10 protein-coding genes are annotated in these 15559 nt (G+C 41.9%); 5 read left to right on the top strand and 5 right to left on the bottom strand.

Going from position 1 to position 15559, the window contains the following annotated elements; genetic code table 11:
* Nucleotides 1-736: DUF2851 family protein (locus tag QVP90_RS08110; protein ID WP_288204088.1), on the top strand; the 736-nt coding region annotated here is incomplete at its 5' end.
* A 4-nt stretch (nt 737-740) separates the two neighbouring features.
* Here the strand turns inward: QVP90_RS08110 and QVP90_RS08115 are convergent.
* From QVP90_RS08115 to QVP90_RS08135, 5 genes are read right to left on the bottom strand one after another with little or no spacing between them, the layout of a single operon-like run.
* The gene (locus QVP90_RS08115) at nt 741-1256 is read right to left on the bottom strand and encodes a DUF1573 domain-containing protein (protein WP_005927703.1); all 516 of its coding nucleotides are present in this window, start codon (nt 1254-1256) and stop codon (nt 741-743) included.
* 12 nt (nt 1257-1268) lie between these two features.
* Nucleotides 1269-3434: a DUF4838 domain-containing protein gene (locus tag QVP90_RS08120; protein ID WP_021936134.1), complete on the bottom strand. Its 2166-nt coding sequence runs from the start codon at nt 3432-3434 to the stop codon at nt 1269-1271.
* Complete coding sequence (locus QVP90_RS08125; protein ID WP_172680650.1) at nt 3409-6375, bottom strand: tetratricopeptide repeat protein; 2967 nt, start codon at nt 6373-6375, stop codon at nt 3409-3411. The genes QVP90_RS08120 and QVP90_RS08125 overlap by 26 nt, the downstream gene beginning before the upstream one ends.
* Nucleotides 6376-6388: 13 nt before the next feature.
* Nucleotides 6389-7858 carry a glycosyltransferase family 2 protein gene (locus QVP90_RS08130; RefSeq protein ID WP_005927694.1) on the bottom strand — a complete coding sequence of 490 codons (1470 nt, stop codon included), beginning with the start codon at nt 7856-7858 and terminating at the stop codon, nt 6389-6391.
* 7 nt (nt 7859-7865) lie between these two features.
* On the bottom strand, nt 7866-9038 hold the full coding sequence (locus QVP90_RS08135) for a HEAT repeat domain-containing protein (protein WP_021936136.1): 1173 nt from the start codon (nt 9036-9038) through the stop codon (nt 7866-7868).
* Nucleotides 9039-9454: 416 nt separating this feature from the next.
* Here QVP90_RS08135 and QVP90_RS08140 point away from each other — a divergent pair, with 416 nt between their 5' ends.
* The 4 genes from QVP90_RS08140 (at nt 9455) to QVP90_RS08155 (ending at nt 15506) form a co-directional block, all read left to right on the top strand.
* Nucleotides 9455-10801 (top strand): DUF4842 domain-containing protein, encoded by a 1347-nt coding sequence (locus QVP90_RS08140; RefSeq protein ID WP_021936137.1) that lies wholly within the window; start codon nt 9455-9457, stop codon nt 10799-10801.
* Between the two features lie 218 nt (nt 10802-11019).
* The gene (locus QVP90_RS08145; RefSeq protein WP_005927688.1) at nt 11020-11571 is read left to right on the top strand and encodes a hypothetical protein; all 552 of its coding nucleotides are present in this window, start codon (nt 11020-11022) and stop codon (nt 11569-11571) included.
* A gap of 142 nt (nt 11572-11713) precedes the next feature.
* Entirely contained in the window at nt 11714-12409 is a 696-nt protein-coding gene (locus QVP90_RS08150; protein WP_007479419.1) for a DUF6250 domain-containing protein, read from the top strand.
* A 25-nt stretch (nt 12410-12434) separates the two neighbouring features.
* Nucleotides 12435-15506 (top strand): chondroitinase family polysaccharide lyase, encoded by a 3072-nt coding sequence (locus tag QVP90_RS08155; RefSeq protein WP_021936138.1) that lies wholly within the window; start codon nt 12435-12437, stop codon nt 15504-15506.
* Nucleotides 15507-15559 lie beyond the last annotated feature (53 nt).

Genomic DNA, 15559 nt, shown 5'->3' on the forward strand with positions numbered 1-15559 from the left:
TCTTTCCCGTAATTTTGGTTTCGGACTGAATGGGGATGCCTTTGAGACGTGGGCAAACTTGATACCTTTCCGTGCCGTCGACAAGCACCGTGATGATTTAATGCAGATAGAGGCTTTTTTCTTTGGGTTGGCAGGGCTGTTGGAGGGAGATGCTATCGATGATTATCAGATACGGATACAGAATGAATTTCGTTATTTACAATACAAATTCGAATTGCCTGCTGCAATGGATGTCACTTTGTGGCGTTTCCTGCGTATTCGTCCGGATAATTTTCCATATGTCCGTTTGGCACAGTTAGCATCGCTTTATCATAAAGAGCATTTTCTGTTTTCCCGCATTATGGAAGCGGAAACGTTGAAAGCAGTCCGGCAAATTCTGGTTGCCCGTACTTCTCCTTATTGGGAGGAGCATTTTGTTTTTGGCAAGCCGTCTGCCAAAAAGGAAAAGCCGATCGGTATAAATGCGCAGAATCTATTGATTATAAATACGGTGATTCCTTTTCTTTATGCTTATGGGTTGCATAAAGCGGATGAACGTCTTTGTGATCGTGCCGGCCGTTTTCTGGAAGAACTGAAAGCGGAAAACAATTATGTCACCCGCATGTGGAATGGTGCAGGCTTGTCTGTACATTCGGCTGCCGACAGCCAGGCTTTATTACAGCTTCAGAAAGAATATTGTGATAAAAAGAAGTGCCTGTACTGCCGTTTCGGATATGAATATTTACGGCGGAAATGATTGTTTAAGGATTTCCTACATAATATCCCTGTTCGGATTCTTTTCCATCCACCATCTCTTTCACGATTCCGTTTTTGACATTAAAGTCTTGGAACAGTTCTTCGTAATCGCGGGTGTAATCTGCATCCGGCACAACATTGACGTCGAATTTGATTTCTGCTTTTCCCGCAGGGAGAATATTTCCGTAGATCCGGATACAGTGAGTAACCAAACCGATGTTTTTTATGCTGTTATATGTTGCCCGGAACTGTTTGGTTCCGTGCTCCGGAATAATGACATGCGAACTTTTATCAATGATGATACATCCGCAAGAGGGCTGTATGTCGGTGATAAGCAGGGGAGTATTGCCCGTATTTGTTATTGTGAACATGATATCGAGCTGCTGCCCTTGTTTGATGGGGTAATAATGCCTGTCGGGGTCTTTTATCTCTATGCTGGTAGGACGCACTTCTTTTCGGCACGATGATAGTAAGAGTGCCGGTATCAGCCATAAAAAAATATAGAATACATATTTGCTCATTGTTACTGCTTTTTATTTTTGAGGTATAAATGATACCTCGTCTATTGCGATCTGGGCTTTTTTCTTATCGGCCCGTTTAATTCTCAGCGTCAGTTGTTGATTGCTTTTTAGTTCCACCGGGAGGCATGACTCTGTAATTTCTCCCTTTTCACCGGTATTGCCTGGAAGTCTTGGAAACTTTTTGTAAAATTCCCCGTCTTTTAGCAATTCAATGGATTGCGGTGTATAAATTCGATGTCTCGGCAGATTCAAAAAACGAATGCAGAGTTTTCCGGTTCTATCGGCCACTTTTTTCGGTAAATTTAATATTAAATCGCCGGATGAAGAAATAAACCAGCCGAAATGATAGCTTCCCGGTAAACCGCGTGTACCGTCGGTGAGTACGGAAAGGTCGGTGTAGTTCTCATCCAGCTTGGAACCTGCGGTTAGTTTTTCTCCTAACAGCAGGTTGGGAGAACTCATTGGTTGGGCTATATATTGTTCCCATTCTTCACAATAATTGTCGATTCCGTCGGAAGCTTCATTGTAATATCTCATTTCCGGGAATGCCTCATGTTCGTTCAGGCGGTTTAGCCAATCTCCGGTTTCCGGTATAGTCTCGATTTTTTCTCCTTTCCGGCATGCATATCCATACGGTGTGAAATTATGGATACGCCCCAGCTCCAACCGGGTGAACGAAAGGGCGGTTCTGAGCATATGGAGCTTTTTCCGTTCATCGCCTTTCGCTTCATCCGTAAGTGTGCTTAACTCATTGTAGAACTTTACAAATTCTGCTGCCGGCAAAAAAGCCTTCTCGGCTTCTTGTACTCCGGCATACATATGAAGCCTTTTACCCGGTTGAATCCGGTTTTCCAGGTTACAGTAGTAAGAGGTTAGCAGTTTTTTGGACCGAGGGTATGCTTGAGCCGTATATTTCCCGATCAACTCTTCGACTGACAGTTCCGGGTTGATGAGCAATGCTGAAAGTGCAAAGGTCTTTATATCGTCGAAACTGGAGTAGTCGTATCCGCTTCCATTGAAAAAAACACCGCTTACACCGTTCTCCCGGAAGAAAGCCAGTCTGTCACGGGCTATTCTCAATATAGGAAAGGGGGTCAGGTAATCATCGAAATTATTGATGTAGTCCCATACATAGATTTGCTTTGTTACATTTTTCCACTGCTTTAATGATTGTATGAATTGCTTCTCTTGTGTGTGTTTTTTGTTGACAAGGCGGAGAGGTAATTCGATGGCACTTATGAGGACACCGACGTTGGATGGTAATTCCATTGCCGGGACTTGCCGGGTACTCAAATAAGAAGTGGTGAAAAAAAGATGGTGGGGAAAGCGTTTGGCCAAACGGGTAATTAGTTGTGTTACAGCCGGCGTAGCGTTTCCGGAAGTGTTGCCTAATGCTTTACAGGCCGGACACATACAGGCTGAAGGGTCATCGTTCGGAGCAATGACGAAACGCGTTGTTTTCTTTTCTCCATAGTTGTCTATGATGTAATTCTCTATACGTCTGTATATGACATCGGAAGAAAAGCAAAGCTGCTCTTCGTATTTTTTCTTGTCTATTGTGGCATAGAATTCATCGAGGTCTTTTCCCAGTACTTTTCCGAGGTTGTGTCCCCAGATTCCCCAACTTTCATCGAAGTTATCCAGTCCCGTTATTCCTGGATAGTCGGGATGTAGTCCGGTCGGTGAATAAATGCTTTGGTATTTGAAGGCAAAAGAACCGCAAGTGTCATTTAGGTTGACCAAAGCTGGGGGGAGATCAGAAGACTCTATGCGTTTATCCATATCGCCGATTTTTTTCATGATCTGGTATTGGAGCCATAGCATTTTCTTGGGTCCGGAGGTTATGAGCTTTATACCGTTGGCATGGGTTTCTACCTTGAAATCATTTTTGAGTGCCGGGTCGATTTGTACGATAATGCGGAACATGTCTTTTTCCGAAACGCCGAATGCGATCATATCCTCGTCTTCTGCACGTTTTTTAAGATGATCATACAGGTATTTGGCCCAACGCGTATCCTCTTCCGTTGCGTAGTCGGATATCGAGACGAGATAGCCTTCCTTGGACAATAGTGTAGGCTCGGTATGGCCCTGTGTGCCGCAGCCTATCAGAAAATAGCATAAAATTACGATCTCTATAATAAAAGATACTTTGTTAGAATGAAATATAAACCTGTGCATAAATATTGTATAAATTCTTGTATCGCGTCGATACTTTGTCTATATAATTGTTCTGCCCTCCCGTTCTTGTATTGGTCTGATTATAATAAGTATTCCATGTGCCCATTACACCGATTGTAATATTCGGGGTTATCAGATATTGCCCTCCAAGTCCTACCATTGTATTGGTGTGTGAGAAAGAACCGGGAAGTGCATAATCCAATACGGCTGTTTCGGGAGCCGATCCCATACTTGCCGTTGCCATGATGTTTGTTTTACCATCATCCGCCGGGAAATATTTAGCCCCTATCTGAGCATTGTAGTAGATGTCCGAATTCAAGAGATACAGATCCAGTTTGGTATTTAACCAGACCTTATCAATGGTTTTGGCTACTCCCGCGCCGGCAGAGAACAGATTGGTTCGTGACTTCTCCCACGAATCGAATTCCCATATTCCATTGTGCCCTGTTTCTTCATTTAGAGCGTTTTCATTGAATCTGAAAGACTTCTTGAAAGCTGTAGTGCGCCTGTATCCGGCATGAATGTCCAGTTCCCAGTCATTTTTGAAATATTTGGTTACCGCAATATTGGCAGCTATCTGCGGGAAATATTGTGTGGCGTAGGCAACATTTGCCATGCCGGAGACTGTCGATGAGAATCGGTGCGTCCACTCACCCTGTATCTGTATGCCGACTCCTCCCGGAGTCTGTTCTTCTGCAGTCATGTCTTTATTGGCCGATCCGCTTCGTCCGGCATAATTGATCCTTCCGGTATAGGTGTTTTTACGGGCTTTCCGGGTATATTCCAAGCTGGCAACCGAGGTTATGATGTCTTCTTCTCCATAGCGTGCGCGCAGATATATCAAAGCAATCTCATTCTTGAGCATTTGGCTTTTCAAACCGTTCAGATGACGTTGGAAAGACTTGTACTCCATGAGGGACGGTTCATAATACTTCTGGTAGTAATAAGCCGAATCTGCCTGTTTATTGTTTTCGTATACCAATCCTTTGGTATATTTAAGTGATTTGTTTTGGCTGTCGAATTGGATCGCTGTATCGAGTACGGCGATGGCTTCTACGGCCTTTCTTGATTTTGATAACTGTAAAGCGCGGTATTCGCTGCTTTGTGAAAAGGCCCCTATTACCTCTTTGTTGTCCGGATACTTCTGTACGATCGGGTGCAGGAGTCCGATGGATAGATCGTACTGTTTGTCCCGGTCATAGATAGTAGCCAGTTTTGTTTGGTAAAACGGCTCATTCGGGTAATATTGAAGTCCTTGTTCCGTGTATTGCTGGAACTTATCATACTGCTTTAATAATGCCGACGTGTTGATGGCATACCGTAAACCGAGGTCGCTCGACGGGTTGAGTTGCACGAGTTTGCATGCCGTGTCATGTGCCCGTTGTGTATTTCCTGCCTCCATGCACTTTTTGATATAAGGAATTGCAAGCTCTTCGTAGCCGATAACGTAGAACATGCGCATGTCTTCGTCACTGTGCTCGATGGCTGAAAGATAGATGTCCAACGCTTCTGCGGTCTTATCCATCTTGTCGAGTATGAAGGCTCTCTTCCAGATGCCGTTTTCATATTCGGGATAGCGGGTGGTGAGCGTGTCCAGCGCTGCCAATGCCTCATTATATTTTTTCATGCTGATATAACATCCTAAGGCTCTTTCCCAGGCTATTCCGGTGATTTCACTGTCTACCTGTTTCTGAATAATAAACTGGGTGTGAGGGAGTGCTTCCGCGTGCAATCCCAATTCTATAAGCCTTTCGGCTTTTTCCATATGTTGTTCGCATATGGCCAGCAGAATGTCATAATCGTCCGGATATAACTCGTATAATTTGTTTAAAGTAGAAAAGGCACGGTCTTTTTCGTTCATCTTACGGTAAAGTAGGTACTCTTTGTAGAGAATGCCTTTGTCCGTATCGCCGTATTTCTTTTTTGCTTCCCGTAAATAGTAGAAAGCATCATCGCTATATCCCCTGGTGACAGAAGTGTTTAGCAGGTAATCCAATGCTTCTTTGTTGTTTTTTCCATTGTCGTACACAATGCCGTACAGGACGTACGGATCACGCTGCCTTTCTGCCTGTGCCGCTTCTAAAAGGATATGGTTGTATAATTGCCGTAAAGCCGCACTGTTGTTTTTTCTCATCTGATCGCGCATGAAAACCAACGCTTCCGGATAACGGGCCAGTTCGCCCAGAATTCCCACTTTTTTGCTTATTAAAGAATAACTGCCGGGTATTTCGGACAAACCGTTGGAAGCCCATCCTAAAGCTGCTTCCTGATTTCCCTCTTGCAATTGCAGATTGATAATATCCAGATAGTATTGTTCGTTTCCCGGTGCCGCCTTGATCAGTTCAGTCAAGGTGTTGATAGCCTCTTTCCGGTTACCGCCTTTTTTCATGTGCTGATATCCCAGTTCCATGCTGTAGATATAGTCTTTTCTTAAAATGGTGTCGTTGGGATAAATCTGATTGATGCGCTTTAAAAGGCGGTCGGCTTCTACATCGTTGCCCTGTTTGCGGTAAAGATCAATTTTTCGGCGCCATAAACCCCGCCAATACGGGTTTACTTCCAATAGTTCGTTTACATAGCAGATGGCGCTGGAATAATTTTGAGTGTTCTCTTCTACGTCTACCAGCAATTGTTTGGCGTTTACATTATTGTAATTATCTTCTATTGCTTTTATCAAATGATAGCGTGCCTGGTCATAGTCTTTTTTATGATGCCAGTATTTTCCCATCAACCATTGCAGATCGGAAACCTTCGGATATCTTCCGAGTCCTTCTTCCAGAAGGGTTTTTCCTTCTTCCCACTCTTCATTTGCAAAATGTTCCTGTACTATTTTTGCATAATCTTCGGGCAATAGGGGATCGTTGTTCGTACCGATTGATGAAGTTATCAAAAGGAACAAACAGCCGAGCATGATAATTTTATGATAGAGTTCTTTGTTCATAGGTTCGTAATAGCTAAGTGGCGGGACTTTGTACTGTAGAAAGTTCACTTTCCCGGACTACTTTTTTCTTCTGTTTAAATCCTTTTCGTTCCATATTCTTCCATTTGAAATTTCGCTGTGTCAGGTAGCTGAAATAACCTCTCAATGAAAAGAATGTGATGATGGGATGGTAAATAATCGGTTCCAATATGGAAGCCAGGATAATCCATAGATATTCATATCCTCTCTTATATAACATGCCCACATAGTAATCGTACGTGATTACCACAATGGATAAGAATTGGCAGAATATGTATATTGTCAGATATATCATCCAGGCTGTATTCCAGTTGACGGCTCCCGTAAAGGCCAGATACAGGAATACGGTGAATCCGACGACTTCGATAATCGGTGCTAAGAATTCGAATACAAACATATAGGGCAACGTAAGCAACCCCATCTGCTTATAGGTTTTTTTGAAGATCATTTTGTGGTGAATACTTAGTGTCTGGAAGAGTCCTCGCGCCCAACGGGTACGCTGTCTGTAAAGCATTGCCAAATTGGATGGTCCCTCTGTCCAGCAACAGGTATCGGGAATCTGCACGATCTTGTACGGCCGTGAGAAGTCACACATATATCCCACCATACGCGTAATCAAATCCATGTCTTCTGCAAAAGAAGTACCGTCATATCCTCCGGCAGCGATTGCTACAGAACGATCGAAAAGCCCGAATCCGCCGGACACGTTCGGCATACCGTTAATGGCCGACCAGCCCATTTTGCCTATCAGATAAGAACGCATATATTCTAAGTTCTGGAAGAGGGGAATGGGAGTATGGGGCGATCTTACATCTACTATCTGTCCTTCGCTGACAACGCACCCATTTGCCATGAGCATTGTACCACTGACGGCAATTACCTGTTTTTCAGAAGAAATAACCGGCAGTATGCAGCGGTGAAGTGCATATTTTTCGAGGATGCAATCCACATCGGTACAGATGAAATAGGGGTACGAAGCAACATTGATTCCCGCATTGGATGCATCGGCTTTCGTCCCTCCGTTTTCCTTATCTACCAGAATCAGCCTTTTATATTCGGGATTTGTGGATTTGAATAATCGGCGGAACGGTTTGGTTTTAATACGTTCTATATAGGCGAATGGTACTTCTACCAAATCGAAATGCTTGACCATTTTTTCTAAAGTCTTATCCGTACTACCGTCATTCACGATGATTACTTCAAAAACAGGATATTCCAGGGCGAGCATGGAACTGACATTGTCTATGATCGTTTTCTCCTCGTTGTATGCGGGGGCAATAACGGAAACCCCCGGTGTATAGGGAGATTCCTTAATCGTTTTCCGGATATAACTCTCTACGTAGTAGCTTTTTCTTCGTTTTAAGGATATAAAAGACAAGAAAGCAAACAAGATAAAACAAGTTGCGAGAGTGCTTGTATAGAAAAATACGAAATAGTTGAAAAAGTCTAATATAAATCCTCTCATATTTTGCTTAGCTTATTTGGTTAATTAATAAGTCCTTAGTATGGGCAAATAAAATAGCTGTGTGAGCATTTGCCTGGGTCTCCAGTACATCAAACATTTGTCTGCCGGCTTCATTGTATCCATAAAGGGCTTTGAGAATAGATCGCTTGGTACTCCAGTTATCTGCTTCTTCATATGCGTTCTTAAGAAAATCTACCGCATTGCCCGTTCCTAATTCTAAAACAGCAGCAATGATGTTTTGTTTTACATCTTCCGGCTGCGTGTTATACATTTCGAATAGCTTAGGTTCGATTTCTTTATATTTCAAAGTCCCTAAAGCCCGTATTATTTCACTTCGTATTTCCGGTGAACGGGCATTTATCTGTTTTGCCAGTATAGGGGCGCTCTCTATCTCGTTATAAAATCGGATTTCGTTGATAAAGAATTTCTTTACATCTTCTTCTGCCGAAGTATTTACCCATTTAATGAAACTGGGCGTTGCATATCCTGCTTTTTTGCGATGTTCCAAAATGGCATGGAGTTCCATCATGTCCCACTTTCGTAATTTCATGCCGATGTCTTCGTCGAAAAAGCGGAAAGGATTGCCTTGACTTAACCACATATAGGCATACCGGGCAGAGTTTCTTAACTCTAATTCACGATGATATAGAAACCGTACTAATACTGCTTCAGAAGCGTATCCGTTGATGGATTGGATTAGTTTCAGGGTTTGGATTTTGCTTCTTTGCGGCCCAAACTGAAGTTCCCGCTCAAAATAGCGGGTAATTTGAAATACGTTTTGTATGCCTTGGAAATTGAGTTCATTGATTTGATCTTCAAACTCTGTTTTTATCTCAGCCAATAATTGCGTGATAATGCGGATCTCGTTTGATTTTATTCTTTTTTTCTCGTTATATTCTACTATGTTTGCTATCTCTTCATCTGTTAAATGGTTTGTATTTAAAGATATCTCTTTAAGCTTTTCGTAATACCGTTTATGAATCTTGGCATACTTGCGTTTTTCTCTTTTTCTTTTGAATATACCATAAATGATATTGATGAGAAGGCAAAAGTACGCAAAGATACACAGCATTACTACAGCGGTACATATTCGTATGATCAGCGGATATCCCATGAACTTGTAATATATCCAATAGAAGTAGTATTCCAAGTAATCTATGCCGTATAAGACTTCATTCATAAGTTGTATATTCTAAAATCGAAGTTGTATATTCTGATGAAAAGTTGTATATTTGATACAAATATAACCGATTATTCATTATTCTGTTCGGGGAACATATTTGGATTAAAATGGTTCTATTACAGTGCGTACCGTTGGAATGGATAGAAATAGTCAATTCGAGTGGCTTTTTATAAGAGAAATATTAAATTAATTTAATTCTTATTAACTGTGTGCGATTCGAGAATGCTTTATGGATGGATGATTGTTCGGTGCTTTTATTTATTGCTTTATTTTCATTTTTATATGGGAAGCATTCGGATTGAAAGGTTATTTAAGAAAATATAAGTTATATTTTATTAAATAATGTTTTTTTATAAAAGGCGTTTGGTTTAATGGTAAACGATTGAAATATAGTAATTTTAAAATATGCAATGATGAAAACAAACAATTTAATGTATGTTCTTGTAGGAGCTTTTATGATCTCTTCATGTTCCGATAATGTCGAGGGAGTAAATGGCAGTAATGAGAACCAAACGGGTTCAACTGAATATACTGCATCGGCAGGGTTCGATTGGGCAACCAGTCGTAATGTTTCAGTGTCGGTCTCATCGCCGAAAACTACAGTAGTTTCTATCTATTCGGACAAGGACTGCAGTGAGGCTACTTTGCTTGTAGGTGACTTGCTTGTCTCTTCTACAACAACTTCTCTTGAATTGAATATTCCGATTCATTGCGAAACGTTGTATCTGAAGTATAACTCCGTATCGGGTAAAAAGACGATGCCAATAGCTTTGAACACCAACACAAGAAGCGAGGTTGTTGCGGCCATAGTGCCGGAAGATTGTGTGCAGCCTACAAGTGAAGAGGATGCAGGTTTCCGCTTTTATCATAATACGGGAGTGGCAATGTTTGAAGACACTTGGCCGAATGAATCGGGAAATGACAATGACATGAATGATGTGGTGTTTGAATATGATTTGAAGGTTACGGAGTGTCAGAAAGAGGACTTATTGCCGGCTCAGGGATATAAAGAAGGATTACTGATGACGTTGGATGTACGTGCAAAGGGAGGCAGATATCCTACTAAACTGGGTGTTGTATTGGGTGGTTTGGATAAAAAGTATATAAAGGAAACCACTGTCCGTATAGTGTTGAAAGGCGGACAGGGTACGGAGCAGGAATTGGCTACTGGTACGGATATGGCGGAAGTAAGAGAGGTGAATGGGCAGGCACAATATTGTAAAGTGACAATAGATACTAAGGGGGACTCTCCGGTCGTTATTTTGGACGGTTTGTCTGATCTGGGTGATAATACAAATTTCTTCCAGGTAACTCCCGGTTATGTAGAGGAAGGACGTCCGATGTTGAGAGCGGAAGTTAAATTGACGGGAGTAAATCGTTCAGATGCAGGGGTAACAAAGGCCGAAAGCGATGCGCAACTTGCTGCTTATCGTGAACTGATCACAGATACGAAGAAACAGAACTTCTTTATTGTTACTCATGATAATAAGGAAATCCATATGAAAGGTTATAAACCGACTTATTCATATACAAATTATGATACCGATTCAAAGGGATTGATGATGGATAATGTACCTTATTGTAATAAGAATGGTTTTGTCTGGGGGATCAAAGTTCCTGTAGGTATAGCACACGCTTCTGAAAAAGTTTTATTTTCGACAGCATACCCGAAATTTAAAGAATGGGTGGAAAGTGATGGTGCCAAGAATAAAGATTGGTATTTGCATCCGGCTGCCGGTAAGGTGATCCGTTATTGGTAAGTGTATTCCGAACGGGTAAATAGATTCGTTCCAACGATATGCTCCGGTGAAGTAAAGACTTGGTCTTTACTTCACCGGAGTTTTTTATTGGAGAAAATGAAAGGGCAATATATATTTTCTTGTTCTTTTTTGCTGGATCGGGATTTTCTTGATAACTTGCATTACTTTTTAGAAGTGAGAGAAAGAGAGTTGAATATTCAAACATTAGACAGTTTTTTATGAGAATCAAGAAATTTGTATCCGGATTATTTGCTTGCATTGTGTTTGCAGGCATACTATTGATCTCCTGTGCCAATCATTCGAAAGCGAAAGGGGAAAACGTAGGAACGGAAATTGAGGATTTTGAGTCTTTTCTGGAGAAGTTTACTTCCAGTGCGGCTTTTCAGTATACAAGAATAAAATTTCCGATGAAAACTCCCATTACATTGATGACCGATGATGGAAATAGTGAGAAAACATTTCCTTTTACTAAAGATAAATGGCCTCTGCTGGATAGTGAGACTTTGAAAGAGGAACGCATCACTCAGGAAGAAGGAGGGATTTATGTTTCAAAGTTTACGCTAAATGAGCCTGGTCATAAAGTTTTTGAAGCCGGTTATGAAGAATCGGAGGTAGATCTTCGCGTAGAATTCGAATGTATTGACGGTAAATGGTACGTGACCGATTGCTATACAGGATGGTATGGGTTTGATTTGCCTATAAGCGAGTTGAAAGAGACTATACTGCAGATTCAGGAGGACAATAAGGCTTTCAAGGAAATACATCCTTGATGTGAGGTGCTGTTCTGAATTATACACGATGGGATATTTTGAATAATTATTGTAATATTCTGTACGATTTGAACCCTGCTTTTTTCAAAAAGTGGGGTTTCTTTGTAACCGGTAGTGATCTTTAAAACTAATACATATATTCATGAGACGAACTTTGATCCGATATTCAGTTTTATTAATTGGGAGTTGCCTGTTGGTTGCTTGCTTTTCTTCTAATAAAAAAAGTAATCCGATTCTTGAAAAATGGGTTGCGGAAGATGAGTCTGCGGCAATGCAACTGTCATTGATATCCGATACGATGGAACTCGTTGTACCCGCTGGGCTGACTTTGTGGTATAATGAATTTTTGACGGGCGATTATGAGATTAGTTATCAGGTTGCCATGCTGATGGAAGGCGGTGAATTCGATCGTTTGAGCGATCTTAACTGCTTCTGGGCAGCTAATGATCCGTTGTATCCTGATCATATTTTTGCCCGTAGCGAATGGCGGAACGGAGTTTTTAAGAATTATAATACATTGAATCTTTTCTATGTGGGTTATGGCGGAAATGAAAATACCACCACTCGTTTTCGTCGCTATTATGCCGAATACAATGGTGTGGATGACGCTCGCGTAAAGCCATTGATAGCGGAATATACGGATCCGGAGCACCTGTTGGTACCGGGTAAATGGTATCATATTGTGATTCGTGTAGAGAAAGAATATACTACTTATTCTGTGAATGGCGAGGAATTATTCCGTGCTTCATTGAAACCCGGAGAAGGTGACGGTTATTTTGGCCTGCGCTTGCTTCAGAATCATGTATTGGTGACGGGTTTTGAAGTACAATCGATTTAATAACTGACATTTAATACTTTGAATAATGAAGCTGCTTTTTATCAGATTGGAAATAGTACTTTTTCTCTCTTTCGGAGGTTCTTTTTCTTTATTTGCCCAGTTCGTCCGGAATGATCGTATGTTCTCTTTTGAGGAGTCGGAAGTACCGGCATGCATGAGTAGTGAAAACTCAAAATTATCCATTTCAACGGAGCATTATAAGGATGGAAAACATTCTTTGGCATGGTCGTTTGAATCGGGCGGAATACTTTCTTTAAAGAAAGACCTGAAGTTTGAAAAGAAAGATCCCACCGGAAAAGATTTATTTCTTTCCGCGTTTATCGTATGGGTATATAACGAACAGCCGCAGGATAAAAAAATAGAATTTCAGTTCTTGAAGGACGGAAAAATATGTACCTCTTTTCCGTTCGGTATCAATTTCAAGGGTTGGCGTGCCGCATGGGTTTGTTATGAACGGGATATGCAAGGTGTTCCCGAAGAGGGGATGAATGAACTGCGCATGGTTGCGCCGGATGTAAAAGGAGAACTTTTTATTGATCATTTGATTACCGCAACAAAGGTCGATGCCCGCCAGCAGACAGCTGATCTGCAGGTTCCTTTTGTGAATGCGGCTACGACAAATCACTGGCTTGTGGTTTATAAACATTCGTTGCTGAAACCTGATATCGAGCTGACTCCTGTAAGTGAAAGGCAAAGACAGGAAATGCAATTGATAGAGAGTCGTTTCCGGGATATGGTGTATACTCCTTCTGCGTTGACACAGAAAGAGATTGAGACGATTCGTAAAAAGTATGAGTTTTATGATATTTCTTATAAAGACGGTCAGGTATCCGGAGTACCTGTTTTTATGGTACGTGCTTCAGAAGCTTATGAACGGATGATACCCGATTGGGATAAGGATATGCTGACTAAGTTGGGAGTCGAGATGAAAGCTTATTTTGATTTGATGAAACGGATAGCTGTTGCCTATAACAATGCTGAAGATGCTGTTGTCAAGGCAGAAATGAAAGATAAATTCCTCGCGATGTACGATCATATTACCGATCAGGGAGTTGCTTATGGCAGTTGTTGGGGAAATATTCATCATTACGGTTATAGTGTCCGGGGACTTTATCTGGCCTATTTTCTGATGAAAGACGTACTCCGTGAAGCCGGCAAACTGAATGAAGCGGAGGCTACTCTGCGTTGGTATGCCATTACGAATGAGGTTTATCCGAAACCGGAGGTGGATGGTATCGATATGGACTCTTTTAATACTCAGACTACGGGGCGTATTGCAAGTATATTGATGATGGAAGATACACCGGAAAAACTTCAATATTTGAAGTCTTTCTCCCGGTGGATTGATTATGGTTGCCGCCCGGCTTTGGGACTTGCCGGTTCGTTCAAGAAAGACGGAGGTGCTTTTCATCATCGTAATAATTATCCGGCCTATGCAGTTGGCGGACTGGAAGGGGCTACGAATATGATCTATCTGTTGAATCACACAGGATTTGCTATTTCTGAGTTGGCTCATCAAACTGTAAAGACGGTTCTGCTTACCATGCGTTTTTATTGTAATAAACTCCACTTTCCGCTCTCTATGTCCGGCCGGCATCCGGATGGAAAAGGAAAGCTGGTTCCTATGCAGTATGCCATGATGGCTATTGCCGGTACTCCCGATGGAAAGGAGGATTTTGATCCTGATATGGCTGCCGCTTACCTTCGGTTGGTTTCTGCTTCAACAGTTACTTCGGGCGAGGAACCGGAATATGTACCTCAATTTACCAATGCAGAGGAACAGCAGATGGCAACTTTTCTTTCTAATAAAGGATTCCGTCCTGAGGCTGATCCGCAGGGAAATCTTGCTTTGGGATACGGATGTATTTCTGTACAGCGTCGTGGCAGTTGGGCGGCAATCGTACGCGGGCATTCCCGTTATTTCTGGGCTGCCGAGCATTATCTGGGTGCTAATCTTTATGGACGTTATCTGGCACACGGAAGTATGCAGTTGCTTACTGCTGCTCCGGGGGGTACAGTGACACCTGCCACAAGCGGATGGCAAGAGGAGGGGTTCGACTGGAATCGTATTCCGGGAGTTACCTCTATTCATTTGCCTTTTGACGATTTACAGGCAAAAATCTATAATGTCGATACTTACTCCGGTATGGAGGAGATGCTTTATTCGGACGAAGCCTTTGCCGGTGGTTTATCTCAGCAGCATATGAATGGAAATTTTGGAATGAAACTTCATGAGCATGACAAATACAATGGTTCCCATCGCGCCCGTAAATCATTCCATTTCTTCGACGAAACAATCGTATGCCTCGGTTCGGATATCGAGAATACAAACAGTGAGTATCCTACGGAAACCACCATTTTCCAGCTTGCCATAAGGGACAATACCGACCGCAACTTCTGGAAGGATTATAAAGAAAATGGGAAGTATTGGGTGGACCCTGTCGGAACAGGCTATTACACTCCCGTAACAACTAAATTCGAGAAGAATTTTCCACAGTATTCGCGTGCTCAAAAAGCGAACAAGGAGACAAAAGGAGATTGGGTCTCTTTGATTATTGATCACGGAAAAGCACCTGAGGGGGCTGCATATGAATATGCCGTACTTCCACAAACGACTGTTGCTGCCATGAAAACTTTTGCAAGGAAACCAACTTACAAGGTGTTGCAAAAAGACCGTAATGCCCATATTGTAAAATCATTGCCGGATCATACCACTTCGTATGTTCTGTTTGAAACGCCTTCTACCGTTCTGCCCCAAGGATTATTAGCGAAAGCGGATACTTCTTGCCTGGTGATGATACGTGAGGAAAAAGAGAAGGCGTTGCTGACTGTTGCTCAGCCGGATCTCGCGCTGTATCGGGGCCCTTCAGACGATATATACGATGAAAAGGGAAAACGTATCGAGCGTAGTATCTATTCTCGTCCTTGGATTGATAATGATAGTGGCGAAATTCCTGTAACAATTACTTTGAGAGGACGTTGGGCTATTAGAGAGACGCCTGCTTGCCAGGTTGTATCATCGGATAAGAAGTATACGGTTCTTCGTTTTATTTGTAAGGATGGCAAAAGTCAAGATGTGGAAATATTCCCTTATTGATACCCCGTTTTTTTTGTATTGTAAGAAAAAAAGGATGGGTTATGTTGTTTTTA

This window comes from Bacteroides sp. CAG:189 (assembly GCF_000432295.1).
GTDB classification, from domain to species: domain Bacteria; phylum Bacteroidota; class Bacteroidia; order Bacteroidales; family Bacteroidaceae; genus Bacteroides; species Bacteroides salyersiae.